General features: G+C 56.5%; 11 protein-coding genes and 1 pseudogene. 6 read left to right on the top strand and 6 right to left on the bottom strand.

All coding sequences use genetic code 11. The features are described from left to right. Window positions 1-84 precede the first annotated feature (84 nt). The 4 genes from FHS27_RS24500 to FHS27_RS24485 form a co-directional block, all read right to left on the bottom strand. Window positions 85-2682 carry an ATP-dependent Clp protease ATP-binding subunit gene (locus FHS27_RS24500; RefSeq protein WP_184308019.1) on the bottom strand — a complete coding sequence of 866 codons (2598 nt, stop codon included), beginning with the start codon at window positions 2680-2682 and terminating at the stop codon, window positions 85-87. Between the two features lie 188 nt (window positions 2683-2870). Then, window positions 2871-4115: a hypothetical protein gene (locus FHS27_RS24495; protein WP_315854676.1), complete on the bottom strand. Its 1245-nt coding sequence runs from the start codon at window positions 4113-4115 to the stop codon at window positions 2871-2873. Window positions 4116-4706: 591 nt separating this feature from the next. Further along, complete coding sequence (locus FHS27_RS24490) at window positions 4707-5249, bottom strand: hypothetical protein (RefSeq protein ID WP_184308017.1); 543 nt, start codon at window positions 5247-5249, stop codon at window positions 4707-4709. A gap of 82 nt (window positions 5250-5331) precedes the next feature. After that, window positions 5332-5595 carry a Flp family type IVb pilin gene (locus FHS27_RS24485; RefSeq protein WP_184308015.1) on the bottom strand — a complete coding sequence of 88 codons (264 nt, stop codon included), beginning with the start codon at window positions 5593-5595 and terminating at the stop codon, window positions 5332-5334. Between the two features lie 456 nt (window positions 5596-6051). Here FHS27_RS24485 and FHS27_RS24480 point away from each other — a divergent pair, with 456 nt between their 5' ends. The 3 genes from FHS27_RS24480 (at window position 6052) to FHS27_RS24470 (ending at window position 9866) form a co-directional block, all read left to right on the top strand. Beyond that, on the top strand, window positions 6052-6990 hold the full coding sequence (locus tag FHS27_RS24480; RefSeq protein WP_184308013.1) for a prenyltransferase/squalene oxidase repeat-containing protein: 939 nt from the start codon (window positions 6052-6054) through the stop codon (window positions 6988-6990). 186 nt (window positions 6991-7176) lie between these two features. Further along, a complete protein-coding gene (locus tag FHS27_RS24475; protein ID WP_184308011.1) occupies window positions 7177-8115 on the top strand; it encodes a TIGR03546 family protein in 939 nt (312 codons plus the stop codon). Continuing rightward, window positions 8112-9866 (top strand): TIGR03545 family protein, encoded by a 1755-nt coding sequence (locus tag FHS27_RS24470; protein WP_184308009.1) that lies wholly within the window; start codon window positions 8112-8114, stop codon window positions 9864-9866. The genes FHS27_RS24475 and FHS27_RS24470 overlap by 4 nt, the downstream gene beginning before the upstream one ends. Window positions 9867-10050: 184 nt before the next feature. Here the strand turns inward: FHS27_RS24470 and FHS27_RS24465 are convergent, their stop codons facing one another. After that, entirely contained in the window at window positions 10051-11559 is a 1509-nt protein-coding gene (locus FHS27_RS24465; protein ID WP_184308007.1) for an aldehyde dehydrogenase family protein, read from the bottom strand. A gap of 501 nt (window positions 11560-12060) precedes the next feature. Here FHS27_RS24465 and FHS27_RS24460 point away from each other — a divergent pair. Both FHS27_RS24460 and FHS27_RS24455 read left to right on the top strand, forming a co-directional pair. After that, window positions 12061-12597 (top strand): nucleoside deaminase, encoded by a 537-nt coding sequence (locus FHS27_RS24460; RefSeq protein ID WP_184308004.1) that lies wholly within the window; start codon window positions 12061-12063, stop codon window positions 12595-12597. Window positions 12598-12712: 115 nt separating this feature from the next. Beyond that, window positions 12713-14212: a sulfatase gene (locus FHS27_RS24455; protein ID WP_184308002.1), complete on the top strand. Its 1500-nt coding sequence runs from the start codon at window positions 12713-12715 to the stop codon at window positions 14210-14212. 18 nt (window positions 14213-14230) lie between these two features. On the opposite strand, the gene FHS27_RS24450 is transcribed toward FHS27_RS24455, so the two are convergent. Further along, window positions 14231-18754, bottom strand: a complete 4524-nt coding sequence (locus FHS27_RS24450; protein WP_184308000.1) for a serine/threonine-protein kinase — start codon at window positions 18752-18754, stop codon at window positions 14231-14233. A gap of 426 nt (window positions 18755-19180) precedes the next feature. On the opposite strand from FHS27_RS24450, the pseudogene FHS27_RS24445 reads away from it, so the two are divergent. Beyond that, a pseudogene (locus FHS27_RS24445) lies at window positions 19181-19983 on the top strand (ISAs1 family transposase). Window positions 19984-20018 lie beyond the last annotated feature (35 nt).

The following is a 20018-nucleotide window of genomic DNA, read 5'->3' as shown; positions in this document are numbered from 1 at the left end:
CGGGAAGCCGAGGGTATAAAAAAAGAGCGTCTGAAATTTCAGACGCTCTTTCGTTATTGAGTCATCGTTACTCGCGACAGATCGTTACGACTTGTCTTCGGACGATTCTTCCGGTTTTTCGCCTTCGGATCCTGCACTGGCGCCAACGGTTTCTTCCGCATCCTTTGGTTCAGGCAGGCCGCGAGTTTCGCCTTCGAAGTTAAGACGGGTGATCTTGCCAGAGTCGTCGCGATGGACGTCGATGACGATCGTGTCTTTTCCGACAAAGGTTCCACGCAGCAATTCTTCGCCGAGCGGGTCTTCGATGCGTTGCTCGAGAGCACGACGCAATGGACGTGCACCGTAATCGAGGTTGCTGCCCTTCTTGACCAAAAACTCTTTGGCGTCGTCGGTCAAATCGAGAGCCAATCCGCGTTCGAGCAATCGCTCGCGGACCTTCTGCAATTCGAAATCGATGATGCCCTTGAGGTCGGTCGTCGTCAGGTGGCGGAAGATGATCGTGTCGTCGAGTCGGTTCAGGAACTCAGGACGGAAGACACGTTCGATCGAGTCCATCACGCGTGATTTCATCGAGTCGTAGCTCGCGTCGCCATCGGGTTTCGCAAAACCGAATGCCGCTTCGTTCTTGATCGCTTCCGCGCCGGCGTTGGTGGTCATGATCAAGATCGTGTTGCGGAAGTCGACGTTGCGACCGAAGGAGTCCGTCAAGCGGCCTTCTTCCATCACCTGCAGCAACATGTTGAATACGTCTGGGTGAGCCTTTTCGATCTCGTCGAACAGGACCACTGCGTACGGACGACGGCGGATCTTCTCGGTGAGCTGACCGCCCTCTTCGTACCCGACGAATCCGGGAGGTGCCCCGATCAGTCGGCTGACGTTGTGTTTCTCCATGTACTCCGACATGTCGATGTGCACGAGCGCGTCAGGGTCGCCGAACATGTATTCAGCGAGTGCCTTGGCGAGCAACGTTTTACCGACACCCGTTGGACCGGCGAAGATGAACGAACCGGTTGGCCGTTTCGGATCTTTCAGACCTGAACGACTCCGCCGGACAGCCTTCGCGATCGCCGTGACGGCTTGTTCTTGGCTGACCACACGCTCGTGCAGTTCGTCTTCCATCTTGAGCAGACGCAGCGAATCTTCGGTCGACAGACGAGTCAGTGGGATACCGGTCATCTTGCTGACGACTTCGGCAATCACTTCTTCGTCGACGACGCCATCGGTTTGCTGGCTCTTCTCACGCCATTCTTGAGTGATCTTCTCTTTCTTCTTGCGAAGTTTTTCAGCCTGATCACGCAGATTGGCGGCCTTCTCGAAGTCTTGGTTGGCAACCGCGTCTTCTTTGTCCTTGTTCAGCGTTTCGACTTGTTCGTCGATTTCTTTGAGGTCTGGTGGACGAGTCATCGAGCGGAGTCGCACACGTGCACCCGCTTCATCGATCACGTCGATCGCCTTGTCGGGCAAGCAACGAGCGGTGATGTAACGCTCACTCATTTCGACGGCGGCGACAACCGCATCGTCGGTGAATTGAACGCGGTGATGCTCTTCGTATCGCTCACGCAGTCCCTTGAGGATCTCGATCGTTTCGGCGGTTCCGGTCGGTTCGACCATGATTTCTTGGAAACGACGTGCCAGAGCATTGTCCTTCTCGATGTACTTACGGTACTCGTCGAGGGTCGTTGCACCGATGCACTGGATCTCACCCCGAGCGAGCGCGGGTTTGAGAACGTTAGCGGCATCGATCGCACCTTCAGCACCACCGGCACCGACGAGGGTGTGCAATTCGTCGATGAACAGGATCGTGTTCTTGACGCGACGGACTTCCGTCATGACGGCTTTGATCCGCTCTTCGAATTGTCCGCGATATTTCGTACCCGCGACCATCATCGCGAGGTCGAGCACGACAATTCGTTTTTCGCTGAGGATCTCCGGAACCTCACCGTTGATCACGCGTTGAGCAAAACCTTCGATGATCGCGGTTTTCCCGACACCGGCTTCACCGAGCAGGACAGGGTTGTTCTTGGTACGTCGGCAGAGGATTTGGATCGCACGTTCGATCTCACGTTCACGCCCGATCACCGGATCGAGTTCACCCTTGCGAGCGAGTTCCGTGAGGTCACGACCGAAACTGTCCAGGGCAGGAGTCTTGCTCTTGCCGCTCTTGCTGCTGCCGCCGCCACTGCCACCGCCCTCGCTGCCTTCGCCCGAACGACCACCGCGTTCGCCGACTTCGGCACCTTCGAGCCCATGGCCGAGGAGATTGAGAACCTCTTCGCGGACGTCTTCCAATTTCAAACCCAGGTTCATCAAAACCTGAGCGGCAACGCCCTCTTGTTCACGCAAGAGACCGAGCAGGATGTGCTCCGTGCCGACGTAACTGTGATTGAGGTTGCGAGCTTCTTCCATCGAATATTCGATGACTTTCTTAGCCCGCGGGGTTTGTGGCAATTTGCCGACGGTCACCATTTCGGGACCGCTTTGAACGAGTTTTTCGACTTCGAGACGAATTTTTCGCAAATCGACGTCGAGATTTTTCAGCACATTGGCTGCGACGCCACTGCCCTCTTTCACCAGCCCGAGCAAAATATGCTCAGTACCGATGTACTCGTGATTGAATCGCTGAGCCTCTTGGTTAGCCAACTGCATGACTTTCCGGGCTCGGTCTGTAAACCGTTCGTACATGTTTTTTCGTCCTTAAATCAAAAACTTCAAATCTGGTTCCGAACCCTCAACGCTGTTGGCGGATCACGGCCCGCATCAACATTTCTTAACGCTGTCAAATTGGCGAATCTTTCGCGGCACTGTCAACACCAACGCAAACCGCACACCAAAACCTTAGGTTACGACTGGCCTGTTGTCATCCTAGTGGTTTAACGTGGATTGGGGGATAGGAGTTCACTGACAGCGGCAACTCCAAGCAAGTCACCGCGATCAAAACAGAATTTTTCTAATTCTGCGGCAATTTGCCCATCACCCTTTTCCGACGCTCGTCCCGCCATTTCGATCATTTCAGGCATCACTCGCCCCAGCGGCACGTCATCGGGGAAAAGTTCCATCGCGGCACGCAATGCGTCGGCAGGTCGACCGAGCCGATCGAGCAAGTCGATATAGGTTTCGATCGCGGCACTGCCGTGGACCACCGAATCGACCGTTCGGGCTCGCTGTTCAAATAATCGTACCGCCGTGTCTACGTTTTTCCCCAACAGAGCGGAGAAGAACGCGGCGTGAGCGGGGTAGAAATCAACAAACGGTTCTTCGCCCGGATATTGGAAGTCCGATGGCAGTCGGCGGCCATATTGGCACAACTGCAACGCTTTTTCGAGTAACTCGGGGGCGTCCAGGACCAGTGAAAAACGCACCACGGACGCCAAATGCGTCGTGTCGAGGTGGTAACCGCCCCCGCCCAGGATCCACTTGTGTTTCGATACGAGTTCGCCCAGCGTTGCGTTTTTAAGATCGAGCTGAATTTTTTCGGAATCGACGCCGTTCTTTTCCGCACGCTCCGAAAAATCCTCCCGAACGCGTGTGTCGAGTTCGTCGTAAAGATGATTTAGAAGACATTTCGACGCAATTTTTTTGTCTTCCCGGCTCCGCGATGCGATGGCGGAATCGTACAGCGTGATCGAGTTGCAGGTGCCTTGCTGGTTCAGGACGGCATCGAAACCGCGTGCCAGGTCGACGCCTTCATGCAGCAGCACGTGGACCATCTCGTCATAGTTGTCCTCGGTGATTTCGACGTTGGCGAACAGTCGCTTGGCCAGTGCCGGGTCACCGATCGGACGCAAGTACATCCATCCTTCGCCGATTTTTCCGTCTTCGATCAGCATCGCGCCGGCTTGCCGACACGCGTCAAGAAGTCCCTCCTCGAGTCCACGTTGGATCTCGACCTCTCGCGGGGTCTGCATTCCGATGCTTTCGTCCGGAGGCGCAATCATGGGCAAACCGAACCGCATCCGGCTTTTCATCTTCAGAGCTTCGAATAGTTCGACCGGTCGACGTTCGCGGCGATAGAACGCGATCACTTCATCAATGCGTTTGGCAGGATCGCCGCTGAGTTTTTCCAGCATCTTGGGATCCAATGAAGGTGATTCGGTCGTCGTCGGAGCTGCGTTCACGGCGGGGGCTCGGTGGGTGATGGAAGGTGGGAGAGCGTCGATTGCCGATGATGCCGGTTGGCAACCCATCCTAGTGACGCCGCTTCCTTAGACTCTAGCACGTAACGACTATCGTACCGACTCATGACGCGTTGGGGACGCCGGATGTTCGTTGTTGTCTGCGACCTGCACCGGTTGTCGAGAGGAATCGGGCAAACCCGGACGATTGGTCCGGTTTGGATTGCACGGATTCAATCGTGTCGCCGCTTCCCGAGCGGCGCGTTGCGTCTGCAAATGAGAACAGGCAGCCCCGTCTAACTGATCGAAGACGCGTGCGGGGCGAAACGTGATTTGCGACAGAAGGGTGGATGCGGGCGTCAATGTCGAGCGTCTGGATTAGCTGCCGTCCGGATTGATACGCGACTCCAGCGGCTGGTCTCCTTTGGCCCCAGAGCCAGCCACTGGGTCACATTGCCCCAGCGGCTTTATTATCCAACCGTCAACGCTTCAGGGTCGATAGGGGAAACCACCCATTTGCGACGATCGTTTTGTCAAATACGTGGTTTTAACGCCACTCGTGCGAGTCTCGCGTGTTGTGCTGTCGGTTCCGAATCAGCTCGGGACGACGGCTCCGGCCGGTTCTTCGGACATTTCTAAATCAGCGGCGGCGAACTCGTCTACTTGTGGGGCTTCTTCCTCGGGAGCCGGTGCGGCTTGGTTGGCTCGAAGGTTTGCGTTCTCTTCTCGCAGTTCGAGCACGGTCCGTCGCAGTTCGTTGAATTCGGTTGCGAGCGTATCCCAGTAATCGTCGTTGCGGAATTTAAGCCCGCGCCCGTTGTCACCTGCGGCAATCGCTCGCATCTCTCGCCTCATGCTGTAGATCGGACCGGCAACCCGGTTCGTAATCCGTAACATGTCATAAACCATCAGGGGGCCAAGAACGAGAAATCCAGGTACCCAGTAAACGGCTTCGTCGGTCAACGACAGAAAAATCTCCGACATCAAGATGCCAGGATGATGCATCGCTTGGGTGAAGAACTGAATGACGGTGAAGTAGGTCATGCAGGCGGCACCATACAGTACCGCGCGGAAGACCAAGCTTACTTGGACATCCTGTTCGACCAACAATTGTTGGCGAATCGGGCGTGAGGACATTGTGGATCTCGATAGCGGTTTGGGGGCACAAACGGCGGCATCTTCAGTCGGCACTCAACGAGAGCGTCGAGGGGTGGGAGCGTTACGCGTTTCCGATTGCTTCAGCGGAATTCGTAAAGCTCTCTTCAGCGGCCTGAGTCATCAGGTTCACTCCGACCATGCAGGTCACAGCAATCATGGCGACCATCACGGCATACTCGACCGCAGTCGTTCCGTCTTCGTCGGCGATCCAGTTCAGGACGCCTTGCTTGATGGATTTTGACTGTTCATTGCAGTTAATTGTTTGCCACTCGGTACCGATCGCTTCGCTAGGCGGGAGGTGTGGAGTGTTGGTAACGACAGTCATGATCGCATCATGGGCGCAAGGGGACGAAAACGTATTGAACGCAATGTGGGTAACTTTTCCACTAGAGCAAACGTAGGTCAGCCGCCGAGCTTGATACGCCTGAACAGTTGGAGTCTTCCTGCAGGTTTGCCAGAAGTTGGTCAAGGAAAACGGTTGTGCCGGTCGTGTCGATTGATTGTCTTGGCCGTCGGCGACAGCGAAACCGCGTCGCTCACTATCGGCCACCGACCTATCCGTTATCTTGGGGCCCCTCGAACTGACTCCCGTTCTGCTGCCTCCCGTTTATTAAGTCTCGTTGGCGGCCCACTCGTCGCTGGAGCTCCGTCGCTCGACTAGCGTCACTGGATTTCCGACGAATTGGCGATCGATACCGATCACGAGCGGGATTGCCTGTGACCGGAATCTTGCCTTCATCTCGCCGACGCTCTTCACCGACTGAATTCGAACCAAGATCATATGAGCGGATATCTCAACGAACTCACTCTGCGATTGGCGATCGGTGCCTCCCAGCTCGATCCGGAAATGCGTGACACTCATGCCACTTGGCTGCGCCGGTGCCAACGAGGCGATGGGGGATTCGCCGGTCGGGAGGGCGAGAGTGATCCGTACTATACCGCGTTCGCACTTCGCGCATTGTGGGTTCTCGGCGAGCTCGACGCTGACGTGGCCGAAGGGGCTGCGGAATTTCTGCGCAAACGAATGACGCAGCGTGACAGCGTCATCGATTTGATTTCGCTGATTTTCGCCGCCGCGGTGCTGGAAATGGCCACCGGTATCGTTGTTATTTCCGACGATGACACGACTTGGCGTTCGAATGTCGCCAACACGCTCGGGACGCTGCGATGTGCAGACGGCGGGTTCGCGAAAACGCCCGAAGGTCGCGCTGGTAGCACGTATCAAACGTTTTTGACGGTCCTCTGTCATGAATTGATGGATGTTCCCGTTCCCGACGCCGAGGGCATCGTTCGGTTTCTCGAAACGCAGCGACACGACGAAGGCGGGTATCTGGAAATCCGGGTTGCAAAACGAGCGGGCGTGAACCCAACGGCCGCTGCGATCGGTACGCTGAAAACTCTCGGCCGACTCGACCCCAACAATCACACCGAAACGGCAGATTTTGTGGCCGATATGCAGAGCGACGAGGGCGGCTTCACGGCGAACACTCGCATCCCGTTTGCCGATTTGCTCAGCAGTTTCACGGCACTGACGACGCTCGCGGATTTGAACGAAGCCGACCAAGTTTCGCTGCAAAGGGTGAAGCAATACGCCGAATCCATGCAGGTATCCGGTGGCGGCTTTGTAGGTTTCACGCTCGATCAGACGCCCGACGTGGAATACACCTTCTATGGCCTCGCCACCCTGGCGATGTGTGCCGTGCTGACTGCCGATCAGTAGTGCGTCGTTGAATCGACGCGTGAACAAAACGCGACTTTTGGTCTGGCAACGACGATTTTAGCGATTGTATTCAATGATCGTTCCGGTGGTGCCGATTAAGACGGATAGCGCGTTGATAGAACTCGGCGCCGCATCGATCGATTAACCGGTCTGCAGCAGCGATTTACCGCATAGAGGCGTCATGCCATGATATTATGGACAATTAAACTCATCAGCAGCGTTCGCAAGGCGATTGCCGGACGGAAGCATCCGTCGCAATTGGCTTGGGGCGTCGCGTTCGGGGCCTTGTTGGGGCTGATCCCACACGGCAATCTGTTGGCCGTTGCTCTCGTGCTGTTGGTGTTAACTCTTCGCGTTAATCACGCAATGGTCGCGTTGGTGGGCGTGGCGGTGACGTTTGTTGCGCCAACGATTGACCCCACATTCGATTCGGTCGGCCGGTGGCTATTTGATCGCCCCGACGTCGCGCAACAGCTCGCGATCGCGTGGCAGTACCCACTCGTTGCGTGGACGGACTTGAACAACACCGTGGTTGCAGGCAGTTTTGTAATTGGATTGGTCGCGTTGGTTCCGTTGTTCTTGCTGACCTATCCGATCTTTCGCGCATGGGCGCCGATCGAAGATGAACTGGAAGACGGCGTTCCCGTTCAACGAGTTAAGCCACAATCGCCTGCCAAGAAAGACGAGGCAACAAGCCAACCGCTCAGTCGAGTTGATTCTCGACACGCACAAGCCAGTCGTCCACATTTCGCGCCTTCGGCAACTCCGGACGGCGCCGCGAAGCTCGATGACGCATCCGCGGCGAGTTCGGTGGCGCCTGGTAAACCGTTGACGGCATCGTCTGGGCGTGTTTACGACGTCCGGCGAGTCGACGCCGCGAATACTGACGGCGCAACCACACAACCGGCGACCGCTGCCACGCCTGCGCGACAAACTCGCGTAGCGATCGCAGGCGGCACGGAAAAGAAAGAGTCTCGAACCGAAACGTCCGCGGCTCCGACGACGTCCCCATTAGCTGCTGCCGACGCCAAGGCTTCGGCGGCCGATGACCAGCAAAAGATTGACGAAGCGCTCAGCTATTTGCTTCGACAGTTGCGTGATTCTCAAGACAAGGATGCGGCATGATTCGTTGGCGTTTTTTATTGACACGAGTAATTATCGTTGTCGCAATATTGATGATCCTTGCATTGGGCCTCGGCCCAATGGCAACGTACATCACGGTCGCGGGCCTGGAAAGTTCCACGGGTGCGAAGGCTGAGATCGGTTCGGCGAAAGTCGGCCTGTTTCCGCCATCGATCCACTATGCCAACGTGCATGTCGCCGACCCGCGAGACGGCAAGGAATTCCGCGACGCATTCGTTGCTGACTCCGTCGATCTCGTCATTGACGGCGACGCGTTCCTGCGTCGTCGTTGGGTTGTCAGCCAAGCAAAAATCGCGGGGCTTCAGATCGGTTCGCAGCGAGACTTTTCGGGGCATTACGAAGACGTTGTCGATCCCACCCAGGACGCCGACAGCCCTTCGATGATCAGCAAAATGCTCGCTCAATTCACCAACGGATTGACCGACAGCGCCGAAGAGATCGGCGAAAGCCTCGAAACGGTGAAAACGGGCGAAGAGATCCGTCGGCGCTGGGAAAACGAGTACGCCGATCTGTTGCAGCAAGCACGTGATCTGGAGCAACGCGTGAAGACCATTCGTGATACGGCGAAAGGAATCGACAACCCACTGCGAGATTGGCCCGAGCTCGAACGGACGCTCGCGGAGGCACGCTCCGCGCGTGAGGATCTGCTGCGTGTGCGTGCGAAACTCGACGCGTTGCCCGACGAGATGCAATCCGATTTGCAACGTCTCGAAGACGCACGTCGAGCCGACCTCGCGAAAGTCGACGCGTACGTTCCCGGTGACCTGAGTGAATCAAAGAACTTTGGCATCGATCTGATTTCGGCTGAAATCCGTCGTTCGCTCGCACAACTGCGCGGCTATCTCGATAGCGGCCGAACGCTGGCAAATTACACCGTCGTGGCTCCCGACGCGGAGCGTGTTCGCGGTGAAGACTTTGACTTCCTCGGTAGAAATCGACGTCCCGAAATGCTGATCCGTGAGTGCCAAGTCGATGGTCTGATGCGTGCCGACGGCAAAACATACGCACTGACCGGTGTTGTCGAGAACATGACTCCACAGCCCGAGTTGCTCGAAAACCCAACGCGTGCCCGATTGTTGCTCGAAGGGCCGGAGACCGTGCAGGTTGACTACGTTCGCGACCGCCGTGAAGGCGACTCGCTCGATCGACTCACGCTGCACTGGCCACAAATGCGGGTGGATCCTGTTCGCTTGGGTGACGGCAGCGACGTTGCCGTTGCGATTAGCGGAGGCCAGCGCGAAGTTTGGGTGCAGTTGAACAGTCAAGGCGACGACGTCGAAGGCCGTTTGGTTAGCAAACAAATTGGCGTGAACATGCACTTGGCCGTTGAAGGCAAAGCTGCCAGTTCCGCCGCCGTGGTTTCGATGAATCAGTCACTCGCGAACGTAAACTCCATCGAAATTGATGCGACGTTCAAAGGCGATTGGAAAGACCTCGATCTCGACTTGGATACGAACCTCGGGAACGCGTTCAGCGACGCCGCCCGCGGCGCGATTGCCAAACAACTCGAAGTCAGCAAAGCGAAGTTGGCTGCGAAGGTCGAGTCCGTTCACCGCGAGCAAATGCTCAGTATGCGAGAATGGATGTCGAAACAACAGACCGAAGCTCAGACGTTGCTGGCAGGTGCGGATCGTTCGATCGAAGAGATGAGCCAAAAAGTGCTCTCCGAAGTCGGAGACGCCGACAGCTATCTCGGCAAACTACGCACCGCATTCGGCAAAAGCCTACGCTAACGCGTAACCGCAAGCCGCCAGCAATTCGTACCGCAGGCTGCTGTTAGCCTGCATCCAAACGTAACGCAGGCTGCTAGCCTGCAGCACCCACCACCACGCATCGTTTCAGTGACTGCAGGCTGGCAGCCTGCGGTACGTGATTCGCCTGCGGTTTCGTCTGACGTCGTAGCCAGGCTCCTGCCTTCTACAAACTCACGCAGACGGATTTGGTTTGCAGGTAGTTTTCCAGTGCCGCGTGGCCCATTTCGCGGCCCCATCCGGATTGCTTGTATCCTCCGAACGGCAATGCCGCGTCGAAAATGCTGTAGCAGTTCACCCAGACCGTGCCGGCTTTCACTGACTTCGCTAGCCGGTGTGCTTTGGAAACGTCGCGTGTCCAGATACCTGCGGCGAGTCCATACGTGGAATTGTTCGCCTGCGTCGCAATCTCGCTGTCATTATCAAACGGCATCGCAGCGACGACCGGTCCAAAGATCTCTTCGCGCACCACGGACATCTCCGGTGACGCGTTCTTGAGCACGGTGGGTTGAACGAAGTATCCGTTGCGGTCGACGGTGCCGCCTCCCGCGGACGCTTCGGCGCCCTCGGCCAGTCCGGCACGTAGGTATCCGCTCACGCGATTGAATTGTTCGCGAGACACCAGTGGTCCCATTTGGGTTTCCGGATCGAACCCGCTGCCCACCTTCATGTTTGCGGCGATCTCGCTGACGCCCGCGACTACCTCGTCATAGATCCCACGCTGCACGTACAAACGCGAACCCGCGCTGCAGACTTGGCCCTGGTTGAAAAAGATCGCGTCGGCGGCTCCCGCGATGGCGGTATCAATGTCCGCGTCGTCGTAAATCACGTTGGGGCTCTTGCCGCCGAGTTCGAGTGTTACCTTTTTGAGGTTGCCGGTTGCCGCGCCGATGATCAACTTGCCGACTTCCGTCGAACCCGTGAAAGCAACTTTGTCGACGTCATCGTGAGAGGCGAGGGCCGCGCCGGCGGTTTCGCCGAATCCGGTTACGATGTTGACCACGCCGTCCGGAATGCCTGCTTCGGCGACCAGTTCGCCGAGTCGCAGTGCCGACAGCGGTGTTTGCTCCGCCGGTTTAAGAACGATCGTGCATCCCGTCGCTAGTGCCGGACCGAGTTTCCACGCCGCCATCAAGAGCGGGAAATTCCAAGGGATGATTTGACCGACAACGCCGATCGGTTCCTTCAATGTGTACGCATGGAATTCACTGCCCGGTGAATAGGGCACGTTCAACGAAATGGTGTTGCCCTCGATCTTGGTCGCCCAACCGGCCATGTAGCGAAACATGTCAGCGGCCAGCGCCACGTCAGCGACTTTGGCGACCGCCAGTGGCTTTCCGTTGTCGAGTGTTTCGAGTTGAGCTAACTCGTCCGCGTTGGCCTCGATCAGATCGCCGATCTTCCAAATCAGTCGGCCTCGCTCGGATGCAGTCATCTTGGACCACGGCCCGGTATCAAACGCCGCACGAGCCGAGGATACGGCAGCGTTGATGTCTTCCCGGTCACCCTCGGCGACTTGCGCGATTACTTGGTCCGTCGCAGGGTCGTAAACGTCGAAGGTCTTTCCGCTCTTGGCGTTCACCCAATTTCCGTTAATCAACATTCGTTTCGGCGACGAAAGAAACGATTCGAGATCGGATGGAATCGTTGACGGAGCAGCGGTGGATGAAGACATCGATTTCAACCTTTGGTAGTGGGGATGAGACGCGGTAGAGCAACCGAATATCGTAACACATCTGCTAGCCCCGCTCGGACCGCCAAACAACCGCAGCACGTGCCGACAAGACTTTCGTGATCCGCCGAGAAGTCCGCCGGATTTTGGTAAATTCGGCGACGTCGGAGTCGCGGTCTTCCTTCGCGGAAAACGCATGCTGGGGGACCAGCCGAGTCGACCCGTGATCGTCCAGTTGGCTCGTGATCGGGCAGCGAACCGCTGGGTTTTCGAATGCTCAAATTACACGATAATTTGATAGCAACCCGGTAACTCTCGGCTATGAGCTCCGATTCGCAATCGGGAGCCTCGAAATGCGACATGAACAGTTGTAAATGGCGCGAGATGTGCTTGCTCATGTTGCGGAACACTTGCTCCGGCATTTTGGGGCGCGGGCCCCGTCGGTCATCTTCCCATCGGTCATCATGATGACGGCTGGTCGACCCCTTTTTTCGAGTTCAATTGATGGTTCGTTTGAAAGAACAAAAGCACATGAGCGACAAGGCTGCAGGGATTTCGCAGACAGTAAACGATTGGAACTTAAAACAGTGGATGAAGGCGGCGCTTGCCATAGCGGAAGAAGGTGTTCGACACGGAGAGAACCCATTCGGCGCAGCGATTTATCGATCCGATGGTGAGCAAGTCGCGGTCGCCCACAATACTGCACGCTCGGCCAACAACCCTTCCGCGCATGCCGAAATCAATGCAATCGCTGCCGCGTGCAAGCAACTCGGCAAGCGTGATTTGAGTGGGTGTTGGCTGGCGACGACCGCTGAACCGTGTCCTATGTGTCTATCCGCTACCGCTCTCGCCGGCATCCGGCACATCGCCTTCGGTGCCAATCAGGTAGTCGTCAGCGAAGCGGGCTACGGAGGACTCGGAATCAACGGTCGGGAATTGGCGAAACTGTTTTCCTGCGACATCGACATGCGTGGTTCCGTCTTGGGGAATGACTGCATCGCGTTATTGTTGCGAAATCGTAAACGAGAGCGAAGTGCGTAAAGCTGTTTTGCTTTGTTAGCGAGCCGCTCTGTCAGAATATTTGCATGCGTCCGCTCGACGCGATATCCTCGGCGTCCGTAAACGACACCGAGAGCCCCACCTTCGAGTATCTGGCATGAACCGATTTGGTATGAACCGACGTGGATGGACGTTGCCCGTTTGTCTTTTTCTGGCATGCTTGAATGCGTCGATCGGGTTGGCCGAATTGGCGCAACCCGCGGCGATGCCGGAGAGTGACGGCAATGCACAACCGCCTAACTTTGTCTTTCTTCTCGTTGATGATTTGGGGTGGGGCGATTTCGGATGCTACGGTGCCCGGTTCAACGAAACGCCTCACATCGACGCGTTGGCGGGGCAAGGGATGACGTTTCAAAACGCCTATGCCGCGTGTGCGGTTTGCTCGCCGAGTCGTGCTGCAATCTTGTCCGGTTGCTATCCCGCACGCCTGCATTTGACTGATTGGATTGCCGGCCACAATCATCCTCACGCGAAATTGTCGGTTCCGGATTGGAACATGCGGATCGATCATGAACGCATCTTATTGCCAGAGGCGTTGAAAGAGTCCGGCTACACAACCGCATTCTTCGGCAAGTGGCATTTGATGCCGATCGGGCAAGACGATTTTGATCAACACTATCCCACCGATCACGGTTTCGATCTCAACGTGGGCGGTCGTGAATGGGGGCAGCCGAAAGGGCCAGGCAGGTATTTCTCGCCGTTCGATGTTCCTAACCTCGACGACGGAGAACCTGGTGAGTTTCTGACCGACAAACTGACGGACGCTGCCGTTGAGTTTTTGGAGGCAACACCGCAATCGCAACCCTTTCTCCTGTATTTCTCTTACTACACGCTCCATGGCCCGATCATGTCGCCGCCCGAATTGGTTGCGAAGTATAAAGCGAAAGCAAAAACGTTTGAGAACACGAATAACGAACATCTCGATCCGGCTCGTGCGGGGATGGTCGAGCGGCTCGATGAGAGCGTCGGGCGATTGATGCAAACGCTGGATACTCTTGGAATCGCCGATAACACTGTGATTGTCTTAACGGGTGATAACGGCGGCAATTTTCAGGGCACGTCTGGTGGCCTACGTGATTTCAAAGGGTTCTCGCACGAGGGCGGTACTCGGGAACCGTTGGTGGTGAAGTGGCCGGGTGTGACCAAAGCAGGCACGTCGTGTGACGAGCCGGTGATCGGAACCGATTTCTATCCCACGATGCTCGACATCGCCAACCTGGCGCCGCGTCCTGATCAACACCAAGACGGGCTCAGCATCGTGCCGCTGTTGAAGGGCGATGCGACAACGCTGTCACGCGATGCGTTGTATTGGCATTATCCACACTATCACCGCACGGCACCGTACGGCGCTATCCGGCAAGGTGACTGGAAACTGATCGAGTTCTTCGAGGACGGACGACTCGAGTTGTTTGATCTGAGTAAGGATCCTAGCGAAACGACAAACCTCGCACAGACGTACCCGGAACGGGCCGAGCGATTGCTTCAGCAGATGGTCGCGTGGCGGGAAACGACCGGAGCTCAAATGATGAGCGACAACCCGGATTATCGTCCCGAGGAAGCCGGAACGGTTACGCGGCAGAACCGGAAGAAGAAGTGATGCCGCTCTTTCGGATTGCTAAGGTTTGGCCATCTTCTCAAGGTCACGAACGTAACCCTGCTTCTCGATGCGGAAGTAGGAATTCGGGTCAACGATCGTGTTCAGTTTGTCGCTGAGTTCTCCGACCAGTTGCTGGTCCGCCCGTCCGTTCTTGGAAACGCCTTCCAGTAACTCAGGTCCTTTGAATTGAACGTAGATCAACACCGCGCGGTGTCGCCGGTCGTCGGTTTCCGGTAAGTGCTCTTCGGCGATCTGGAGCGCGTATCGAATGTGGCTCATCGCCATCTCGGGATGTTCGGCGAGGCGGTGCACCATGGCACACATGCAGTGCCAATGAACTTTGGTTCGGTATGACGGCGCGGCGAGTGTCTTTTCAACTTCAAATTCTTGCGCAGACGGGATCGGTACCGTGCCGAGCTGACTCATCAGCGTCATCGCTTTCTGCTCGCGGTTACTATGGCGTCTGCCTTTGGGTGACATCAAGAGATCGAACAGATAACCGTTGAGCCGATGGGTTTCGTGCATGAACGTCGGATAGCCGAGTTGCTTGCGAACGGCGATCGCTTCGGCGATATATCGGTCCGCATCGTCGAGCAGTTTTTGCTTTTCCGATAATTCGAGGTCGGTGACTAGTCTCACCGTCGAAATGTTTACTTCGGCGGCCGTGGTCAATCGATCGTCGTTGTCGAAATGCCATCGAGGCGGTAATGAGACGGCAGCGGAAGCATCTTTTGCGGCGAGTTCGAGCAATTCGCGTTTGCGAGGTAGTGTCTCCTGAACGGCCAATCGACTGAGCAGGCTCGCTCGGCATCGATAAACACTGCCCCGAAGATCGGGCGGTACGTTTGGGTTCTCAATCAATTGGGTGTACGCACCACGTGCTTGGACGTAGTACTTGAGCACATCCTCGTCATCTCGGCTGAGGTATCCGCGTTGGTCGGCGGCTCTGGCCACCAGGAATTGGCGGTAGATCGTCGGTGCGGAGCGTGACGCGTTATCGCCCGCTTTCTCATACGCGAACAAACGCTCGATCATCTCGACCGCGGGGAGGTCGTCGATCTCTTCGTACCGCGTTTGAATGAACGCTTCGGACGCGATCAACAGAAACTCGTCACGTGCGGGCACGTCCTTTTCGATCATCGCAGCGGTCGCGGCGGCAAACTGGACCTTCTCTAGACGATCAAGAAAACGGCCGTGGTCTGATGGGGCGGTCGAATTAGCGATCGTATCGAGATATCGTTTGCATAAAACAAACAACTCCGGTCGGTCTAGCCTCTGCGAAATCTGGGGCATCGCATCAATCGGATGCGTCGTCATCTTGTGAACGGAATCGAGGGTCTGGTTGATGCGATTGGCGAGCGTCTCGCTGAGCCGAATGTCGGAGCCTAAGCGTTCGCCCGCGGTCGCGTTGTCCAATTGTGCGACCGTTGCGAAGACCAGGTCGTTGGTGATCGCGGCACGTTCGGTATCAGAGATGTTGTCTTTCAAACGTCGGGAACACAGTTCCCAAAGGGCGTACCCGATCTGCGGCGTTGTCCGCGGATCGTCCATCGAAAGATTCATCGCATCCCACGCTTCCATCGCGGTGCGGTAATCGCCTTTCGCCGCCGCGAGCAGGAATTGTTCTGGCTGGATTTTCTTTCGCAGGTCCGCTGATTTTCCCGCGAACCGAGACACCAATTCGAGCACGCCGGTGCCGTGCCGCGTCGACTTGCTGAAGCGGACGGTTTCGATGTCATTGTCATCCGCATCGGTGTTCTCGGCGAGCCAATCGAGGCATCGGTTTGCCACATCGGTTCGCCAATCGTCTCGCACATGTAAGTCCAGCAGCGCGTCGTTTTGGATGGCGATCCAATGCTTCATCGCATCACTGACACGGTTCGCATCCCACATCGCCAATCCAGCCGCAGCATGGGCATTCAGGTTCAGTTCACCGCTGACCCGGTCCCATCCCGTTTTCTGATCCGCATGAGCAGCGGGCTTATCGAGATCACGCGTGATATCTACGGCAACCGCATCGATCACTTCATTGCGTTGAGCCGAAGAATCGTCGCCGCCCCCGGCGTCGTCACGAGCCACCCGCAAGGCGACCAAGTCTCCCATTTGAGCTTCAGCGAGACGCGATAGCCGAACCGGATTCAAATTCAACGCATTTGCTCGGTTCAAATCGGATCGCCGTTCTTTGGCGATCTCGATTTCGTCGTCATCAAACGAAAGCGACTTCTTCGCGTCGACAATGAATTTCGCCAAAGTGTAAGACGCATCGGCTTGGTGTTCGGACGATGGGAAGCGATCGTCGTCGCCAAACAGGTCTCGAAACGCAGCAATTCTCTGGGCTTGCTCTCCACGCAACGTTTTGCGGACGTCGTCTTTCGCATCGGGAGAAACGGATGACGATGGGGCGAGCAACGAGCGAACCAGCGAACGTAGCGATGCCAATGCTACTCGGCCCGCGAGAACGTTCGCATCTTCCGTCGAGATGCGATTAACCTTGTTCGCCTTGTCAGCGAGCGTTTCGTCAGCGAGCGTTTCGTCACGAAACCGGTCCGCGATCGCAATCACCGAGGGAACGTGACGTTCTTCAAAAGGCGACTTGGTAATACTGGCAATCTGCGGATCAACCCAGTTGCCGTCGGCATCCAGGGTCGGTGCGAAGGACTCAATCTGGTCTGCGAACGCTTCGAGATCGGTACGTTTGATGATCGCGGGATCCTGTGTGGACCAACGATCGAGCTGATCGACGGCTGCGGCGAGATATTCGTCGATCGTCTCGGGCGTGCGTTTTGGCTCGGTGGGCGGATCGACATTGGCGGGTAGTGTCGTGATGACTGGCGGCGCGTCGGTCGATGGATCCATCTCTATCGGATCAGGTCCCGTCGAGACGACAGGCATCTCACCCGACGTTGGATCTGGAATAGCAGGTGCAACGTCCGTATGTTTCTCCGGTGCATTGGCTGGTGACTCCTGGCCCATCGAGAGAGGAGGCGTTGAGTCTGGTTCTGTCGTGTTTGGGGGCTCTAAAGCGTTTGGTGATAGATCGGCGGGGTCCTGTGGTACCGAGTCGATAGCGAGAGCGTCATCAGGTCTTATGTCCGAGTCAAACGCCGAACTTTGTTCGGCCTCGCGATTGTTTTCAAGGGGATCCGTTGAGGAGGATTGGATCGATTCGTCAGACTTAGCGTCGTTCTCCGCAACCACCGTCTTCGGAAGCGTCGAAACGTAATAGGCAACGCCGCCACCGATGAGAGTCAGCAAGCAAATCGCGGTCGCGATCAGAGCCTTCGTGCGTCGCCCGCCCGCTCCACTCACTCCAGTTGAGAAGATCGCTTCGTTAAGTTTTTCCGCGAACTGCGAACAGGTTTCGTATCGCTCTGACGGATCGAGGCGAGTCGCCCGTTCGATGACCTCGCGTTCACGCACCGGCAACTCATCGAGCCGCAGTTCTCCGTTGGCTTTCGCTCGCAGAAAAGACGAGCGACGGGACGTCTCAAACGGCAGGTTGCCCGTTCGCATTTCGTAGTAAGTGATCGCGAGCGAATACTGATCGATCGTTTTGGTGTAGGTCTGGTCGAATAGCATCTCCGGCGCACCATAGGCGGGTGTGCCGATTGCTAACTGAGTGCGTCGATTCTCGTGGACGCGACGAGCTAACCCGAAGTCGCAGACCTGAGCGTTTCCACCGACGATCAAAATGTTCTGCGGCTTGATATCGCAGTGGTAAATGTTGTGGTGGATGTTCAGTTCGTCGATTGCCGACGCGGCTCCGGTGATATACCGAATCAATTCAGGGGCGGGAACTCCACCGGGCAAATGCAGCGGATCGTTCTCGTTCTCCGGTGCGTTGCCGGGGGCACGCATTTCGACCAATCGGTCGTGCAGTGTTTTCTCACCGAGGCCCATCGCGATGACCATCTGTTTGGCGTCACCGAGTGACGAATCAGGATCATCTTCGTTGCGTCGATCGCCGGGCGTCGGCAACGTTGACGAATCCGACCTCGGCCGCGTTAGGTCCGAGCCTCGATTTGGACGCGGGGTAGACTTTCGCGACAACGCCGACAGGAAGCCCGAATCATCCGCCGCGTCACCCTTGTATTCGCCCGTCTCTTGCAGGTGGCTGTCGCTGGGGGCAGACGGATCACGCGGGTTCAGGTCGACGTTGGAATCTGCCAAACCCATCGCATGAGTTTCTCGCATCTCGTCCGAGTTGCGGTCGCCGCTGAGACATTCGGTGTCGATCAACGAGGATTCTCGTCCGAGAATATCGTCCGTCGCGGAATTGCTGAGCAATTCCCCGTCGGCATCGAAAAACCAAACGCCAATCAATGGGCAAAGGTTCGTGTGTTTGACCTCACGGACAATCCGCAACGCACCGAGCTCGCGTTTGCTACCGATCATGCTCATGTCGCGAACGACTTTGACCGCAACGTAAACGCCGCCGGACGCACGAGCCACCCAGACCTCACCCGCCATGCCCGACCCCAATCGGCGAACGAGCGTGTAACCCGGCACGATCTCGAGTCCGCGTTGAATGAGGGAAGTCATCGGCGAATGGTATGGCTAAACAGATGAAAGGGAGAGGCGCGCACGCATCGCACGGGCCCGACAATGCCCCCCGTCAGTCTAGCGAGATTCAAACAGGTCTTCACCGTGGAACATGAACATTTCGGGGGTTTTCTGTGACCGGTTGCCCTCAATCGCTGTCTAACGGCGCCGGAAACGGCCCCCAGATCGATGTAAACCCAAAATTCTGCTCATTCCCACCCACGTGTTCCTCGGTACAGACCGTGTTATCCGACGGAGACGGTCTTGCCGATTACATCCCAATTCGCAGCAGACGTTAAAGGCACGCAACTCATCCGAGTTGCGAACCAGGGCGATTGGGCCACACTGGGCAATCTGCAAAAGTGAGCAAGGACCCATGTTTGGGCGGTTGATTCTCCGCAGCCAGCCGGGGGCACTCGTTATGGCATGTCTCGACGGAACGCTCTACTTCACGGATTGATCAGTTTTGGCAACGTAACCGACCCTCGTCCAGGAGAACCTGTCTATCCGCTGGTCAATGTGCTGTTCATGATGATTTGTGGAGTTGTTGCAGGAGCAGACGACTTCCTTGCAATTGCGCGATTCGCAATCACGAAGAAAGACTGGTTTGCCAGATTCCTGGACTTGACTCATGCCAAACCGAAATCGCTGCTAAGATCATCGACGAAGGCGCGGACTCTTGCTTGGCTGTCAAAGGAAATCAGCCGATGCTTCACGAGGGGATCAAGGCGTTCTTTCTTGCCCACCTGGAAGATGACTTTGCGAGAGTGAGTGTTGTTGAACATCACACAAAAGAACACACTCATGGTCGAACCGACGAGCGAAGCTACTACTTGTGCGAACTTCCGGAGGACCTGCCAGATGGCTCAAGGTGGAAGGGACTCCACGCCATTGGAATGTCGATCAACAACACTCAGCGCCGCAAGGGCGATGAGATCGCGATTTGATATTACATCGTGAGTACGATGCTGCCAGTTGAAGCCTTCGCCGGCGCGGTTCGTGGACATTGGGGAATTGAAAACAGTTGCCACTGGCAACTTGATGTGACCTTCGGCGAAGACCAATGCCGAATCCGCAAGGGCCATGGGGACGAGAACTTCAGCACGTTGAGGCGAACCGCACTCAGTCTGTTAAAACAAGAGAAGACAGCCAAGTGTGGCGTGAAGAACAAACGCCTCACTGCGGGATGGGATGACAGCTACATGGAACAAGTCGTTTTCAGCTCGTGATTCCCCGTGCAAACGCCCTGGGTGAGCATTGGAGC

The sequence above is a fragment of the Aporhodopirellula rubra genome (assembly GCF_014192335.1).
GTDB lineage: Bacteria > Planctomycetota > Planctomycetia > Pirellulales > Pirellulaceae > Rhodopirellula > Rhodopirellula rubra.
This window is presented reverse-complemented; position numbering and strand designations above follow the sequence as displayed.